Raw genomic sequence first — 14,495 nt, 5'->3', positions numbered from 1 at the left:
CCGCTGTACGGTTCGGCGCAGCGCTCTTCGAACCGCCGGGCGCGCAGCATCCGGCGCGACGACTCCCGCTGTGGGATGGTCCACGCCTTGCGTTTGACGGTCATAGCCGTGTTCCTCACATGCGCACACCCACCTTCTCCACTGTCGGTACCGTACGGCGATGATCGACAGTGGCTAAGGTCCCATTTCTCCAGGCAATTCGGCTATTCCTCGGTGGAACCGTTCATCGGTCGAACACGGTCGCGGGCCGCTGCCGAGCGGCGTACGAGCCGGCGACGAAACTCGTCGCTCCCCCACACGACGAACGGGAACAGGGTGATCAGGGCAACGGCGTCGAGCGGGAGCATGGCCGTGCCGAAGACACGTTGCAGAGGCGGAACGTAGACGATCAGGGCGGTGAAGGCCAGCTCGAAGGCGATTCCCCACAGCAGCAGAGGGTTGGTGAACAGTCCGATCCCGCGCAGGGAGGAGTGTTCGGTGCGGGCGGCGAAGGCCGTGCCGACCTGGCACATGACGATCCCGGCGAACGTCGCGGTGGTGGCCTGGACGTAGGCGTGATTCAGGGCCGTGCCCGGCCCGGTCGGGGCGCCCGGATACCAGCCGGACCGCCACAGGATGAGGAAGAACACCGCCATGACCAGGGTCGCGGAGATCAGACCGAGGAAAACCCAAGCCCGCACGAGCATGGCAGCGGTGATCACGCTTTCCTGTCGGCGGCGGGGCGGACGGTTCATGATGCCGGGCTCGGCGGGCTCACGGCCCAGGGCGAGGGCCGGGAGTGTCTCGGTGCCCAGGTCGATGGCCAGGATCTGCAGGACCGTCAGCGGTAGCGGCACCGCGCCGCCGCTGAGGGCGAAGACCAGGAACGGCACGACTTCGGGAGTGGTGTGGGCGAAGATGTACAGGATGAACTTGCGCACGTTGTCGTAGACCCGACGCCCCGATTCCACGGCGGTCACGATGGTGGCGAAGTTGTCGTCGGTCAGTACCATCGTCGCCGCCTCCCGGGCGACGTCGGTGCCCGAGCGGCCCATCGCGACCCCGATGTCCGCCCGATGCAGTGCGGGGGCGTCGTTCACCCCGTCTCCGGTCATGGCCACGATCTGTCCCTGGCCGCACAGGGCGTCGGCGATGCGGAGTTTCGTCTCCGGCGACGAACGGGCGAAGACGATCTCCTGGTCGCGGGTGAGCAGTTCGTCCAGTTCGTGATCATGGATGTGTTCGGCCTCGGCGACGACGCACAGGCGGGGGCGGCCGACGCCGACCTCGCGGGCGACCTCGGCGGCGGTGATCCCGTTGTCACCGGTCACGATGTGCACGCGCAGTCCCGCCCGGTGACAGCGCTCCACGGCCCCGGCCACCTCGGGGCGGGGCGGATCGTCAAGGCCGACCAGGCCGATCAGCCGCAGGTCCCGTTCAGCGTCCTCACGGCGTTCAGGGGTGCGACCGGTCGTACGGGCGGCCACGGCCAGGACGCGCAACCCACGTCCGGCGAGCACGGCCACCTCGGCCATCACGTGTTCCCGGTCGCAGTCCGGGACACGGGCGAGTACGGCCTCGGGCGCCCCTTTGACGTAGACCACATGATCGGTCGCGACGGACATCAACCTCAGGAGCGGGTCGAACCTGAACAGCGCCCGGCGGCGTTTGTCGCGACCGTCCAGGTCAGCGGGGTGTCCGAGCCAGTCGGCGCCCTCGACGAGCGCGATCTCGGTCGGGTCCCCGGCCAGGCCGTCAGGGGTGCGGGCGACCGTGGTGCACTCGGTCGTCGCGGCCGCCAACCTCTCAAAACCGGCAGGGTGCTGACACGAGCGGTCGACCGAGCCGTGCGGGGTCCACGCCGCCTCAAGGCGCATCCGGTTGCGTGTCAGGGTCCCGGTCTTGTCGGTGCAGATGACGGCGGTGGATCCGAGTGTCTCCACCGCGCTCAGCCGTTTGACGACGGCGCCGTCGCGGGCCAGCGCGCGCACCCCGACGGCCAGTGCCAGGGTGATCGTGGGCAGCAGTCCTTCGGGTACGTTGGCCACCAGCAGGCCGATGGCGAACGTCAGCGCGGCGACCGTGGACATCCCCGAGGCGACGCCCGCCAGGAGGAACACCGCTCCCATACCGACGGCGGCCAGGGCGATGAGCCAGGCGACCCGTCTCACCTGCGTCTCCAGCGGGCTGCGCTCTCGTACGGTGCGTTGACTGAGCACCGCGATACGGCCCAGCTCGGTGTGGTCGCCGGTGGCGAAGGCCACCGCCGTCGCCTCTCCGGCGACGCAGGTGGTTCCGCTGAAGACCAGATTAGGCTCACTGAGCAGAGGAGCGCCCTCCCGCGACGGGTCGGCCATCCGGGCCACCGGCATGGACTCACCGGTGAGCATGGACATGTCCACCTCAAGGGTGCCGTCGATCAGGCGCAGATCGGCGGGAACCCTGTCGCCCTCACCGAGCAGCACGAGATCTCCGGGCACCACCTCGCGAGCCTCGATCGACACCTCCTGGTCATCTCGTGTCACACGGGTGTGTTGCGGCAGGTAGCGGGCGAGGGTTTCGACCGCCCGCTCGGCCTGCCGTTCCTGCAACAGCGCGAACACCGCGTTCAACACGACGACGGCGATGATGGCGGCCGCCAGCACCGCCGTACCCGCGGCGTAGGCCAGGGCACCGGCCGTCCACAGCAGTAAGGCGAGAGGATGGACCAGCTGACCGAGTAATTCGTCGAGCAGCGACCGGTGCTGTCTGCGGCGTACCTCGTTGGGGCCGTACACCGCAAGACGGCGGGCCGCCTCCCTGGATGACAGCCCTCCGGGACCGGTGCCGAGCTCCCGACGCAGCCGGGACAGGGGTTCCCGAGGGTCCAGATCCCTGAACTCGGCACTCTCCATAGTTCTCACCGTCGGATTCCCGGGGACGTTCACGGTAGCGGTCCAAGGACTCTTGACATGGGCCGAAGGTCCCACGTCCCGGTAGGAGGGCCTGGCCCGTCGAACCCGGACCAGGATCGGGCAGGAGGGGCGAAGGTCCCGTCGTGCCGGGTCCATGGACCCTGAGAGTCGGGATACGGCGGAACCATTCTGGACTTATGGGTGGTTTCAACGGCTCCAACGGCTTTCGTGTGCTCGCGGGGCGAAGAGGGCACTTCGGTGCCAGACTGCTGGAGGCTTTGGCCGGGGCCGCCGAGAGGTCACCGGACGGCCCGCAGGTGTGGGCTCCGCGGGTGGCCCGGCGCCTGGGGCTGCCGGCGGCCGCGGGGCTGGGGCCGGCCACCTTCTACGCCGACCTGGCCGCCCCGCGCGGCCGCCGCCACGTGCGGGTCTGCGCTGCGGCGGCCTGCTTCGCCGCCCGGGCGGGTCGTCAGCTCACCGAGGTCGAGGAGGCCCTGGGCGTCGCGGTCGGTGGCGTCGGCCGGAACGACGTCTCACTGCAGGCGGTTCGCTGCCTGGGCTTCTGCTACGCGAGTCCTGGCTGCCTCGACGGTGACACGCCGTGCGTCGGCCCCACCCTCACCGAGCAACTGGCCGGGGGACTGCCTCCCATGGCACCCGCCATTCCGGCCCGGGACGTCACCGGCGATCCGGTGGCGCTCGCCGGGATCGTCGCCGGTGAAGAGCCCTGGACGGTGTGGCCCGAGGCTGTGGCCACCGGAGCCGCACAGCGGGTTCTGGCCGAGGTGGCGGCCTCCGGACTGCGGGGACGAGGCGGTGCCGGTTTCCCGGTGTCCGCCAAGTGGGCCGCCGCGGGCGGCTCACCCGACACGGTGGTCGTCGCCAACGGCGACGAGGGCGATCCGGGTTCCTACGCCGACCGGTTGCTGATGGAGGCCGATCCGGCGCGGGTGCTGGAGGGCCTGGCTCTGGCCTGCCTGGCCTGCGGAGCCCGTCGTGCCGTGGTACTGGTGCGCTCGGAGTACCCGCAGGCGCTCACCCGGATGCGGGCGGCGGTCGGCCAAGCCTACGCCGACGGCCATCTGGGCGGGTCGGTCCACGGCAGTGAGGTGAACCTGGACGTCGAGGTCGTCGAGGGCGCCGGATCTTACGTGGCGGGAGAGGAAACCGCGCTGATCGCCGGGCTGGAGGGCGGCCGCGGCTGTGCACGGTCCCGTCCGCCCCACCCCACGCGACAGGGCCTGTGGGACGCCCCGACCGTGGTCAACAATGTCGAGACACTGGCCGCCGTACCGTGGATCGTACGGCGTGGCGGAAACTCCTACGCCTGCCGCGGCACCCGAACCGAAACCGGCACGAAGCTGGTCTGCCTGTCCGAACGCTTCGCCCGGCCCGGCTGCTACGAGGTCGAACTCGGCACCCCGATGATCCACATCGTCACCGAGCTGGGCGGCGGCCTGCAAGAGGGAGCCGAACTGGGGGCCCTGCAGGTGGGCGGCCCGCTGGGCGGATTCCTGCCCCCTGACGGGCTGGACGTACCGCTGACCGAGGCCGATCTGGCCCGCCACGGCGCCGCCCTCGGACACGCCGGTCTTGTCGCCTTCGACCGGCGTGTGACGGGGAGGGAGGTGCTGCAGCACGTGTGGGAGTTCGCCGCCGCAGAAAGCTGCGGAGCCTGCTCCCCCTGCCGGGTCGGCTCCCGCCGGGGCCTGGAGATCACCGAATCCGGCACGCCGTCCGAGGAGTACACGCGGCTGTTACGGGTGATGGGCCAGGCGAGCCTGTGCGCCTTCGGGCGCAGGGTGCCCGCCGCGGTACGGAGCCTCGCCCGAGCCTACGGGGACCAGCTCAGGGAGTGGGACCGATGAGGGTCGACGTCGACGGCGTCGCCGTCCATCTGGAAGACGGCGCCTCACTGCTGGACGCGGTCCGTCTCGCCGGGGGCGAGTTGCCCACGCTGTGCCACGACGACCGCCTGACATCGGTGGGCTCCTGCCGTACCTGTCTGGTGAGATCCGGCGGGAGCGTGGTGGCCGCGTGCGTCACCCCGGCCGTGGACGGTGCCGTGGTCGAGGTCACCGCCGGCGAGTTGCGAGAACTGCGCCGTGACGCCGTGGAACTGATCGTCTCGGCTTTGCCGCCCCGCGCCTTGGACGGCGATGCGGACGGTGGCGAGCTGGCCCGGATCTGCCACGAGCTGGGGCTCGCCCCGGACATCGCCCAGGGGCCGGGCGGACGAGGGCGTGACGACACCCATCCCTACGTCCACCTGGACCGGGATCTGTGCATCGCCTGCGGTCGGTGCGTTCGCATGTGCGCCGAGGTCCAGGGAACCTTCGCCCTCACCCTGACCGGCCGGGGCGCCGACACGGTGGTCGCCCCCGGCACGGGCGGATCATGGGCCGACTCGGACTGCGTCTCCTGCGGCGGCTGTGTCGACACCTGCCCCACCGGGGCGCTCACCGAGCCCGGTCTGCCGGTGGGAGACCGGGCAAGGACCTCGGGACGGACCCGTACCACCTGCGGCTACTGCGGGGTCGGCTGCTCCTTGGAGGTGCTCACCCGCGATGGCGAGATCGTCGCGGTCCTGCCGGACCACGATGGTCCGGTCAATCGTGGGCACGCCTGTGTCAAAGGCCGTTTCGCGCACGGGTTCCTTCACGCGTCCGAACGGCTCACCCGGCCGTTGCTGCGCCGCGACGGGCTCCTCACACCGGTGAGCTGGTCCGAGGCTCTCGACCATGTCGCCCGTGGCCTACGTGCGGCCGTCGCCGCAGGGGGTCCCGACGCGGTGGCGGCGATCTCCTCGGCCAGGGCGACCAACGAGGAGAACTACCTGATCCAGAAGTTCATGCGGGTCGCCGTCGGCACCAACAACGTCGACAACTGCTCCCGCCTCTGCCACGCCCCCTCGGCGGCCGGTCTGACCGCGGCCTTCGGCCTGTCCGGCGGCACCGACAGCCTCGACGACGTGGAAGGAGCCGACTGTCTGCTGCTGGTGGGCGCCAACCCGGTCGAGGCCCACCCCGTGGTCGGCGCGCGGCTGCTGCGGAGGGTTCTGCACGGGGCACGGCTGATCGTCGCCGACCCCAGGACCGTCGGCCTGGCCCATCACGCCGACGTGCACTTGCGGTCCCAACCTGGCTCTAACGTCGCCCTGTTCAACGGCTTGGCGCACGTGATGCTCGCCGAGGGGCTCGTCGACGACGATTTCCTGCGCCATCGGGTCGCGGGGCTGCCGGAGCTCACCGCGCTGCTGGCCGGTTACGGGCCGGACCGGGTGGCCGCCCTCACCGGGGTTCCGGCCGGGGACCTGCTTGAGGCCGCCCGGCTCTACGGGCGGGCCGAGCGGCCGGCGATCGTCTACGGACTGGGCGTCACCGAGCACCTGCACGGCACCGACGGGGTCCGCGCCCTGGCCAACCTGGCGATCCTGCGTGGCGCGGTCGGCACCGGACACGGTTTCGGGATCAACCCGCTGCGCGGCCAGAACAACGTCCAGGGCGCCTCCGACATGGGCGCGCTGCCCGACCTGCTGCCCGGCTACGCCAAGGTGACCGATCCCGCCGCCCGGGCCAGGGCCGCCGACGTCTGGGGAGCGCCGGTTCCGGACCGGCCCGGGATGCGCATCCCGGAGATGTTCGCCGCCGCACGCGCCGGAACGCTGCAGGCCCTGTGGATCGTCGGTGAGGACGTCTGCGCCACCGACCCCGACACCGTCCGGGTCACCGAAGCCCTGGAGACCTGCCCGCTGGTCGTCTGCCAGGAGCTGTTCCTGTCCGAGACGGCCCGCCACGCCGACGTCGTGTTGCCAGCTGCGGCCTGGCTGGAGAAGGACGGCACCTTCGTCAACTTCGACCGCCGCTTCCAGAGGGTCCGTCCCGCTCTGGATCCTCCGGGGGACGCCAGGACCGACTTCGCGGCGGTCCACGCTCTCGCCTCCGCCCTCGGCGTGGACCTCGGCTGCCGGACGCCGGCCGAGACGCTGGCCGAGTGCGCCCGGATGGCGCCGCTCTTCGCGGGGATCTCCCACGAACGCCTCGACCGTGAGGGCGCCGTCTCCTGGCCCTGCCCGGATTCCCTCCGGCCGGGAGAGGCGAGCCTGTATCGGGAGCGGTTCTCCACCTCCGACGGCTTGGCCCACCTGGCCGCCTGCCCCTACCTCCCGCCGGGGGAGACGCCGGACGACCGCTACCCTCTCGTCCTGGTCACCGGACGACGCTGGGCGCACTACAACTCCGGGAACATGACCCGCCGTACGGCCAACCTTCAGCTGGAAGGGGTCGATCTGCTCGATCTCCATCCTGCCGACGCCGCTCGGTACGGCCTCGGGGAGGGGGATCCGGTCACGGTGAGGAGCCGGTACGGCCGCGCCGTGTTGACCGCTCACCTCAGTGACGACATGGTGCCCGGCCAGGTCTTCTGCGCGTTCCACTTCCCTTCCAGCGGGGTGAACACTCTCACCTCCCGCCATGCCGACACCGTGACGTCGTGCCCGGAGTACAAGGTCACCGCGGTACGGCTGATACCGGGGTGCGTCTGAACGGTGACCTACCCACGGCGGGGCGAACGTCCTTTCCGGATCGGGACGATCGCCTCTGGAGGAGGCGGTTTGCCCGCGGTCCGATGAAAGAGGGAAAGGGGGAAGGACATGACCAAGTCGATTGTCGTCGCCACCGACGGCTCATCCGCCGCCACGGCCGCCGTGCGGTGGGCGGCCGACGACGCGGCACGCAGAAGACTGCCGGTGCGGATCGTGCACGTCGTGGAACGCTGGCCGTACGGGATCTCGGCGTTCTCTCCACCGGAATGGCAGGACGCGCTGGCCGACGCCGGTGAGCGGGTGCTCACCGAGGCGGCGAAGGCCGCCGCGGAACGCAGGCCGGACATCGACGTGACGACCGAACTGGTCGGGGGAACACCCGCTGAGACCCTGCGCGAGCGGGCCGCCTCGGCCGTCGAACTCGTGATCGGCAACCGAGGCCTGGGCGGCTTCGCCGAGGCGCTGCTGGGTTCGGCGGTCCTGCGACTGGCGGGCCACGTGCCCGGCGCCATTGTGGTCGTCAGGACTGAGGAGGGTGAATCGCGAGATGAGGTCGTCGTGGGCGTCGACGGCTCCCCGGAGTGCGAGCCCGCCCTGGGCTTCGCCTTCGAGCAGGCCCGGCTGCGCGAATGCACCCTGCGTGCCCTGCACGCCTGGCAGGTTCCGTTGCACGCCTTCATGCCGGAGCCTGTCCGTGACCTCTCCGGGGAACGGCGGGAGCAGCAGCGGATGCTCGCCGACCGGCTCACCCCGTGGCGGGACAGGTTCCCCGAGGTCGAGATCGTGTCGGAGGTGACCTACGCCCACCCGGTGTCGGCTCTGAGGGACGCCTCGGCGCAGGCCGACCTGCTGGTGGTGGGTTCCCGCGGGCTGGGTGCCGTCGGTTCGGCGGTGCTGGGGTCCGTCAGCCGGGACGTGCTCCACCACGCCCGCTGCCCGGTGGCCGTGGTCCGGTCGTGAACCTCCCGCGGGAGAAACGTCGGGTCGTGGCTGGGGACGATCTTCTGGTGGTGGACTCCGTGGACGTGGTGACGTCGCCTCGGTCTGGACGGCGCTTCCTCGCGGGCGAGGGTGAGAGCGTTCCCGTCCGGCCGTCGGCCAAGGTCCGTGGATCTCCTATCTCTCTTCGGGGCCGGTGTTGTCCCGGTCCCAGGTGAGCTCGTCGACCACGTCGACCACTCCGTCGACCTGCCGGGTCATCCGGACGGCGAGCCCGGCGTCCTTGCGCAGGGTCGTTCTCCCGCTCAGTGTGACCACGCCGTCGGCGACGGCGACACGGATCCGTGAGGTGTCCACCCACAGAGACCGGGACAGGACGTCCCGGCGTATCTCACGCGCGATGTCGTCGTCGGAGCGGGCGAACACCTTCAGCAGGTCACGGCGGCTGACGATGCCCGCCAGGTGACCGTGGCCGTCGGTCACCGGCAGCCGCTTGACGCCGTGGTGTTCCATCAGGCGGCCCGCGGCCACCACGGGGGCGTCCACCAAGACGGTGACGGCCGGAGCGCTCATCAGGTCCCGGGCCGTCTCGCGCCCTGGCCGGGGCGACCCAGCGTGGAATCGCTCCCGGCGCACCAGGTCGGCCTCGGAGACGACACCGATCACGTGGCCGTCGCCGTCCAGGACCGGTACGGCGCTGACCCCGTGAGCCAGGAGCGTCTCGGCGATGTCCTTGAAGCAGGTGCTCCCGGTGACCGAGACCACCCGCCGGGTCATGACGTCCTTGACGGTGACGCGCATCATCGCCTCCCACCGGATCCGCAGGTCCCGTCGCTCATCGCAGTCTCCTGCGGAAGGGCGACGGCGGCGGGGTGGCGGGGGCGAGCCGTATCCGGACGTCCACGGCGAGCGCGCCGGACGTGGTGACGATCACCGGGTTCAGGTCGAGTTCGGCCACCTGCGGAAGGTCGTCCAGTAGCTGTCCGACCCCGGTGATCTGTTCCCGGAGCGCGGCGACGTCAACGGTGGGGCGTCCCCGGTAGCCCGAGAGCAACGGGGCGCATCGCAGTTCGGCGACCATCGCGGCGGGGTCCTGATCGTCGAGCGGAGGTACGCGGAAGGAGTGATCGGCCATGAGCTCGGCGGCGGCGCCGCCCATGCCGACCATGAGCAACGGCCCGAAGGCCTCGTGCGCGACACCACCGATGATCATCTCCACGCCGGGTTCGGCCATCGGCTGGACGATCGCGCCGGTCATCGCCGGTCCGATGACCTCGGCCATCTCCTGGTAGGCGTAGCGGACCTCGCCGGGAGTGGAGAGGCCGAGGCGGACGCCGCCGACGTCGCTCTTGTGCACCAGGCCGGGCCCGGTGGCCTTGAGCGCGACCGGCAGTCCGGTGGCCTCGGCGGCCGACGCGGCGGTGTCGGGGCCGTCGGCCTCGGCCGAGGCGATGACACGGATGCCGTAGCAGCCGAGCAGGCGGGACGCGGTGGCGTGGTCGAGCCATCGGCCGCCAGGGTGGCGGGCCAGGTCCGCCGCCACGAGGCCGCGGGCGGTGACGGTGTCGGCCGCCGCCGGCCTGGCGGGCACGGCCTGCGGCGTGGCGCGCCATGCCGCGTACCCCACCGTGTGACGCAGCGCTCCCACGGCCTGTTCGGGAAAGGCGTAGCACGGGATCCGCCCGTCCAGCAGGCCGTCGTGTCCGGCGATACAGGCGGCCACGGTCTTGGTCGTCGTGGCGGTCGCGGCGATGATGGCCTGGCGGGTGCCGACCAGTCCGGAGCCGAACGGCGGGGTGTAGACGATCAGGACGGCGTCGATGTCGGGGTCGGCCAGGACGGTCTCCACGGCGAAGGCGAGATCCCGTGCGCTGCCGTCGGCGGTGAGATCGACGGGGTTGGTCACGGCGGCCGAGGCCGGAAGCCGGGAACGCAGGCGTCCACGGGTGAGGGGCGACAGCCCGGGAACCAGCAGGCCGTGCCGCTCGCAGGCGTCGGCGGCCAGGGCTTGAGGTCCGCCGGAGTTGCCGACGACGGCCACCCGCCCGCCACGAGGTAACGGCTGGGTTCCCAGCAGGCGCGCGGCGTCGAGCATGTCCTGGACGCTGTCGACGCGGATGACACCCGACGCTTTGAGCAGGGCGTCGACGGCGACGTCCGGGGTGGCGGCGGCTGCGGTGTGGGAGTGGACCGCCCGCTCCCCGGAGACGCCCCGGCCGCTCTTGATCACGATGATCGGCTTGCGTCTGCTCACCCGCCGTGCGATGCGGCCGAATCTGCGGGGGTTGCCGAACGACTCCAGGTACAGGGCGATCACGTCGGTCGCCGGGTCGTCCTCCCAGTACTCCAGCAGGTCGTTCCCGCTGACGTCGGCCTTGTTGCCGACCGAGGCGAAGCCTGACAGGCCGACTTCCAGGGCGTTGGCCCGGTCGATCAGAGCGACCGCGACCGCGCCCGACTGCGACATCAGGGCCAGGTGCCCGGGAGCGGGAGGATGAGGTAGGAAACTGGCGTTGAGATTGGCCCCGGTGTCGGCGACACCGAGGCAGTTGGGGCCGATCAGACGCATGCCTGATTCACGGCAGATCCTCAGCAGCTCGCCTTCCATACCTGTCTCACCCGTTTCGGCGAATCCGGCCGTGACGACGACGAGGTCGTGCACGCCATGGTCGGCGCAGTCGCGGGCGATCTCCAGCACGGTACGGGCCGGGGTGGCGACGACCGCCAGGTCGACCGGGCCGGGCACTTGCCGCACGGTCGCGTACGCGGGCAGGCCGAGGATCTTGTCGGCGTGCGGGTTGACCGGATAAACGGGGCCGGAGAAGCCGGCGTCGAGAACGTTGCGCAGGATGCGGTGGCCGATCCCGCCTGGGGCGCGTCCCGCGCCGATCACCGCGATCGACTCCGGGTGGAACAGCCTTTTCAGGCAGGCGGAGGTCGCCTCGTGGGCGCGTTCTTCGATCCGCTCCAGCAGACCCGGAGTGGGGTGCGGATCCATCCGGATCTCCACCGTCCCGTCGCGGAAGGCCCGTCGCGTGGGCAGCCCGAGATCGTCCAGCACCCGCAGCATGGGGCGGTTGTCGGCCAGTACCTCGGCGACCAGCTCGCGCACGCCCTCGTCGGCGGCCTCCAGCGCCAGGTGCTCGACCAGCAGGGTGCCCAGACCACGGTGGTGCATCGTGTCGTCGATCAGGATCGCGAGCTCGGCGTCACCGTCCTGACCGGGGATGTACTCCGCGACCGCCACCAGGCCGCCGTCCACCGCGGCGACCAGGACGCGGCCCGGGTGGTCCGGTTCGGTGACGCGGTCCATGTAGGCGTGGGCGCCTGCCTTGCCTCCGGTGAAGAACCGCAGGTAGGCCGAGCGTTCGGACGACCTGTCGACCAGCCTGTGCAGGGACGGCCCGTCGCCGGGACGCAGGGGGCGGATGTGGGCGATGCCACCTTCACGCAACAGGACATCGCATTCGTCGGGGACGGTTCGCCTCATACCAGCAGCCTCCGCCACCGCCGCGTCGTGTCCTAGGGCCGAAGTACCCTGCTGGCAGGGCCGGTCGTCTCCGGCTCTCCGGTGCCCCACACCGTCACGCGAACATGGGCGGAAAGTCCCCATAGATGATGCCTTTCGGCCGGGGGTTCGCCAGGGCCGCCGATGATCTGCCGGCGGGTATGAGGACTTCGGGAGGCGACAGGGGATGGCCGCCTGCCTTACCAGAGGCGGACGGGGACGGCATGGCCGTATTACGGGGCTGACCGCCGACGAGGCGGCTGAAGGGCGGCGCACCTTCGCCAACATCATCAAATATGTGCCGATGGGCACCACAAGCAACTTCGGCAACGCGTTCGGGGCTGGGCGGCATACGAACGAAAAGTGGCGGGCTCACACCGGGTGGGCAGGGTCGTCGCGGCCTGGGACGACGGCTGTGGTGCATCACGCAGGCAGTGGCGAGCATCAGGACCTGGGGTGCTCGGTGATCCACCAGGCAGCCAGTAACCCGGAGCCGGCAGTGAGTACGGCGGCCGCGATGACGGTGGCCTCCAGGCCGGAGGCGTCGGCCAGCAGACCGGCGAGCAGTGCACCGGCGGCGTAGCCGATGTCGCGCCAGAACCGGTAGGTGCCCAGCGCGTTGGCTCGCCAGGCGGGGTGGGCGTGGTCGGAAACCGAGGCGATCAGCGCCGGGTAGACCATGGCGGTGCCCAGTCCGAGCGCGACGGCCGAGGTGACCCCAGCCAGCAGGGGCCGCTCCAGCAAGACCAGAGCGAGCACGAGCCCGCCCGTCTGGACCAGCATTCCGGACACGATGAGGGGCTTGCGGCCGACGCGGTCGGCCAGATGCCCGGTGGGAATCTGGCCGATGCCCCACAGGATCGGGTACAGGCCCTTGATCAGGCCGACGGCGGCCAGGCCGAGCCCGTGGTCGGTGAACAGCAGCGGGAAGACACCCCAGGTCAGGCCGTCGTTGAGGTTGTTGACCAGTCCGGCCTGGCTGGCGCCGCGCAGCGAGCGTTCCCGCCAGGAGGTGCGCGCGAACGTGGAGGCCAGCCCAGGGTGCTCGCCGTCAGGCAGTGGCTTGGGATGTTGGGCGAGTTCCAGGGCGACGTGCGCGGCGGTGTCGCGCACGATCAGTGACAGCGCCAGGCCGGCGGCGACGAATACGACGCCGGTCAACTCGGGCGCAGGGCGGAGGCCGTAGACGGTGGCCAGGTAGCCGGTGAGCAGCGCGGTGGCGCCGACGGCGGTGTAGCCGGCGGCCTCGTTGAGACCGGTGGCCAGGCCCCGGCGGGCCGGGCCGACCAGGTCGATCTTCATGTTGACGGTCATCGACCAGGCCAGGCCCTGGTTGAGGCCCAATAGAACGTTCGCGGCGACGATCCAGCCCCAGGACGGTGCCCAGGCGAGCATGAAGGGGACGGGGACGCCGATGAGCCAGCCCGTGAGGAGGAGTTGCCTGCGGCGGAAGCGCGCCGTCAGGGCTCCGGCGGCGAGGTTGGTCAGGGCCTTGGTGACTCCGAACGCGATGATGAACGAGAAGACCGCCAGGTCGCTGCTCAGGCCGAAGACGTCGGTGCCGATGAGCGGCACAGTGGTGCGTTCCAGACCCACCAGGCCGCCGACGGCCATGTTGACGACGACGAGGAGAGTGAACTGGAGCCGGTTCTCCCGGAGTCCGAGGCTCACGGCGGGTCCGGAAGTCTGCTTCGTCGTGGTGTTCGTGGCCATACGCGGTGTCCACCCCCGCCGAGTCCGCTGAGGGCCAGGCCGACGACGGCTTCGGCGAGGAGCGGCCGTCATGCCACCGAGCCGTTGTTTCCGCGCCCGTCAACGACCGGGTATCCAGCGGCGGCCCACGCCTTCATACCGCCCTTGACGTCCACCGCGTCCGCGCCGCGCGCGCGGAGCAGTTCGGCGGCCTGCTGCGAGCGGTTCCCGCTGCGGCACATCACCACCAGTGGCGACCCATGGACGGCCTGTGGCAGGGCCGAGCCTGTGACCAGGCCGGACAGAGGCGCGTACACGGCGCCGGGCGCGTGACCGGCGTCCCACTCGCTCCGCTCGCGTACGTCCAGCAGGACAGCCCGGGGGTTCGAGCCCTGAGTGCGCCGGTGAGCCTCTTCCACGGTGACGCGTTGTGTGTTTCGGGAGAACAGGGCCATGACAAGACCTTTCGAAGAAGTAGTTGTGCAGGTAACGGTGTGACCGCCGGTTGCCCGGGGCTGTGTCGCCGGGCGGACCGCTCAGCCGGCGACGACGTTCAGGCCGACGTTGGTGACGGAGTCGAACCCGTCGTCGACGGCCACCGCATCACGGCCCGCGGAGTCGAGCAGGGATGCGGCGATTCCGGCGCGCATGCCACCGGCGTAGTGCACCCACACGGTTCCGCCCGGGACCTCGCCGAGCCGCTTGTGAAGCTGGTGGATTGAGATGTGCACGGAACCCTTGATATGTCCGGCAGCCCGCTCGGAATCGCGGCACACCTCCAGGACGACGACCCCGTTCAACCAGACCCGCGAAGGTGGAGCGGGGGAAGGACGGCAGCGAGACGCCGTCACCCCCTCATCCGCGGGGCACTGACGGATGCCGCTGGCGACGCTCTTGAATCCGGCCAGGCAGGGGGTCGGGATACGGCGGCGACGTCCGC

Annotated in this window: 9 protein-coding genes; 3 read left to right on the top strand and 6 right to left on the bottom strand. The window is 70.9% G+C overall.

The genetic code is table 11. From position 1 onward, the window contains the following. Positions 1–203: 203 nt before the first annotated feature. Positions 204–2,873: a cation-translocating P-type ATPase gene (locus tag ACFYY8_RS24515; RefSeq protein ID WP_390044607.1), complete on the bottom strand. Its 2,670-nt coding sequence runs from the start codon at positions 2,871–2,873 to the stop codon at positions 204–206. Positions 2,874–3,070: 197 nt separating this feature from the next. Between ACFYY8_RS24515 and ACFYY8_RS24510 the strand changes: the two genes are divergently transcribed. From ACFYY8_RS24510 to ACFYY8_RS24500, 3 genes are all read left to right on the top strand, one after another. Beyond that, entirely contained in the window at positions 3,071–4,741 is a 1,671-nt protein-coding gene (locus ACFYY8_RS24510) for an NADH-ubiquinone oxidoreductase-F iron-sulfur binding region domain-containing protein (RefSeq protein ID WP_390044605.1), read from the top strand. After that, complete coding sequence (gene fdhF / locus ACFYY8_RS24505) at positions 4,738–7,416, top strand: formate dehydrogenase subunit alpha (protein WP_386194465.1); 2,679 nt, start codon at positions 4,738–4,740, stop codon at positions 7,414–7,416. Before ACFYY8_RS24510 ends, fdhF begins: the two co-directional genes overlap by 4 nt. A 108-nt stretch (positions 7,417–7,524) precedes the next feature. After that, positions 7,525–8,376, top strand: coding sequence for a universal stress protein (locus ACFYY8_RS24500; protein WP_386194468.1), 852 nt, complete (start codon positions 7,525–7,527; stop codon positions 8,374–8,376). A 156-nt stretch (positions 8,377–8,532) separates the two neighbouring features. Here the strand turns inward: ACFYY8_RS24500 and ACFYY8_RS24495 are convergent, their stop codons facing one another. The 5 genes from ACFYY8_RS24495 to ACFYY8_RS24475 form a co-directional block, all read right to left on the bottom strand. Beyond that, a complete protein-coding gene (locus ACFYY8_RS24495) occupies positions 8,533–9,159 on the bottom strand; it encodes a CBS domain-containing protein (RefSeq protein ID WP_390044602.1) in 627 nt (208 codons plus the stop codon). 31 nt (positions 9,160–9,190) lie between these two features. After that, complete coding sequence (locus ACFYY8_RS24490) at positions 9,191–11,845, bottom strand: GNAT family N-acetyltransferase (RefSeq protein WP_390044600.1); 2,655 nt, start codon at positions 11,843–11,845, stop codon at positions 9,191–9,193. Positions 11,846–12,307: 462 nt separating this feature from the next. Continuing rightward, on the bottom strand, positions 12,308–13,534 hold the full coding sequence (locus ACFYY8_RS24485; protein ID WP_390044598.1) for an MFS transporter: 1,227 nt from the start codon (positions 13,532–13,534) through the stop codon (positions 12,308–12,310). A 110-nt stretch (positions 13,535–13,644) separates the two neighbouring features. Continuing rightward, complete coding sequence (locus ACFYY8_RS24480) at positions 13,645–13,974, bottom strand: rhodanese-like domain-containing protein (RefSeq protein ID WP_390044596.1); 330 nt, start codon at positions 13,972–13,974, stop codon at positions 13,645–13,647. A gap of 117 nt (positions 13,975–14,091) precedes the next feature. Beyond that, positions 14,092–14,331: a rhodanese-like domain-containing protein gene (locus ACFYY8_RS24475; protein ID WP_390044971.1), complete on the bottom strand. Its 240-nt coding sequence runs from the start codon at positions 14,329–14,331 to the stop codon at positions 14,092–14,094. Between the last annotated feature and the right edge of the window lie 164 nt (positions 14,332–14,495).

The organism is Streptosporangium sp. NPDC001559 (assembly GCF_042893955.1).
Lineage (GTDB): Bacteria > Actinomycetota > Actinomycetes > Streptosporangiales > Streptosporangiaceae > Streptosporangium.
Note: the sequence above shows the minus strand (reverse complement) of the source record. Positions and strands in the feature narration are given on the sequence as shown.

What these genes read in the sequence shown, in the direction of transcription:
- ACFYY8_RS24515 (WP_390044607.1), bottom strand. Translation starts at nt 2,873, where the DNA reads ATGGAGAGTGCCGAGTTCAGGGATCTGGACCCTCGGGAACCCCTGTCC.
- ACFYY8_RS24510 (WP_390044605.1), top strand. Translation starts at nt 3,071, where the DNA reads ATGGGTGGTTTCAACGGCTCCAACGGCTTTCGTGTGCTCGCGGGGCGA.
- fdhF (WP_386194465.1), top strand. Translation starts at nt 4,738, where the DNA reads ATGAGGGTCGACGTCGACGGCGTCGCCGTCCATCTGGAAGACGGCGCC.
- ACFYY8_RS24500 (WP_386194468.1), top strand. Translation starts at nt 7,525, where the DNA reads ATGACCAAGTCGATTGTCGTCGCCACCGACGGCTCATCCGCCGCCACG.
- ACFYY8_RS24495 (WP_390044602.1), bottom strand. Translation starts at nt 9,159, where the DNA reads ATGATGCGCGTCACCGTCAAGGACGTCATGACCCGGCGGGTGGTCTCG.
- ACFYY8_RS24490 (WP_390044600.1), bottom strand. Translation starts at nt 11,845, where the DNA reads ATGAGGCGAACCGTCCCCGACGAATGCGATGTCCTGTTGCGTGAAGGT.